Annotated in this window: 1 protein-coding gene; it reads right to left on the bottom strand. The window is 55.6% G+C overall.

What is annotated here, in order from left to right; all coding sequences use genetic code 11:
• Positions 1-620, bottom strand: a 620-nt coding sequence (locus tag ACTHUE_RS19805; protein WP_440424256.1) for an FAD-linked oxidase C-terminal domain-containing protein, incomplete at both ends; no start/stop codon positions are given.

Below are 620 nucleotides of genomic sequence, written 5' to 3' on the forward strand. Positions count from 1 at the left end.
GAACGTGGGTGGAGCAGACGGGTTTGCATTTACCGCAGCGCAGGCAGTCTTTGACGGAATCGGCGATGGTGCCGAGGTCTGATTTCTCCATAATCAGCGATTCCGCGCCCAACAGTTCGAACGACGGCGTGTAGGCGTTGCGTAAGTCCGAGCCTTTCATCAGTTTGTGACGGTTGAAGGTGTGTTTGGGATCGACTTGGTTTTTGTAGTCCCAAAACGGCTGCAAGTCTTCATCGGTCAGAAATTCGAGTTTGGTGATGCCGATGCCGTGTTCGCCTGAAATCACGCCACCGAGTGAACGGGCGAGTTTCATGATGCGTTCGACCGAACGGTAGGCCGTCTGAAGCATTTGGGCGTCGTCTGAATTGACGGGGATATTGGTGTGGACATTGCCGTCACCGGCGTGCATGTGCAGGGCGACGAATACTCTGCTGCGCACGGTTTTGGCGTGGATTTTGCCCAAGCCTTCAATAATTTTGGTGTCGGTTTTGCCGCTGAAGATTTCGGCGAGCGGTTTCATTACATCGTCTTTGACGGACACGCGCAGGCGGAAGTCGCGGAATGCGGTGAAACAGCTCTCGTCGTCTTTGGCTTCGGGCGCGGCATGGACGGCTGCGCCG

Source organism: Neisseria sp. P0021.S005 (assembly GCF_051956955.1).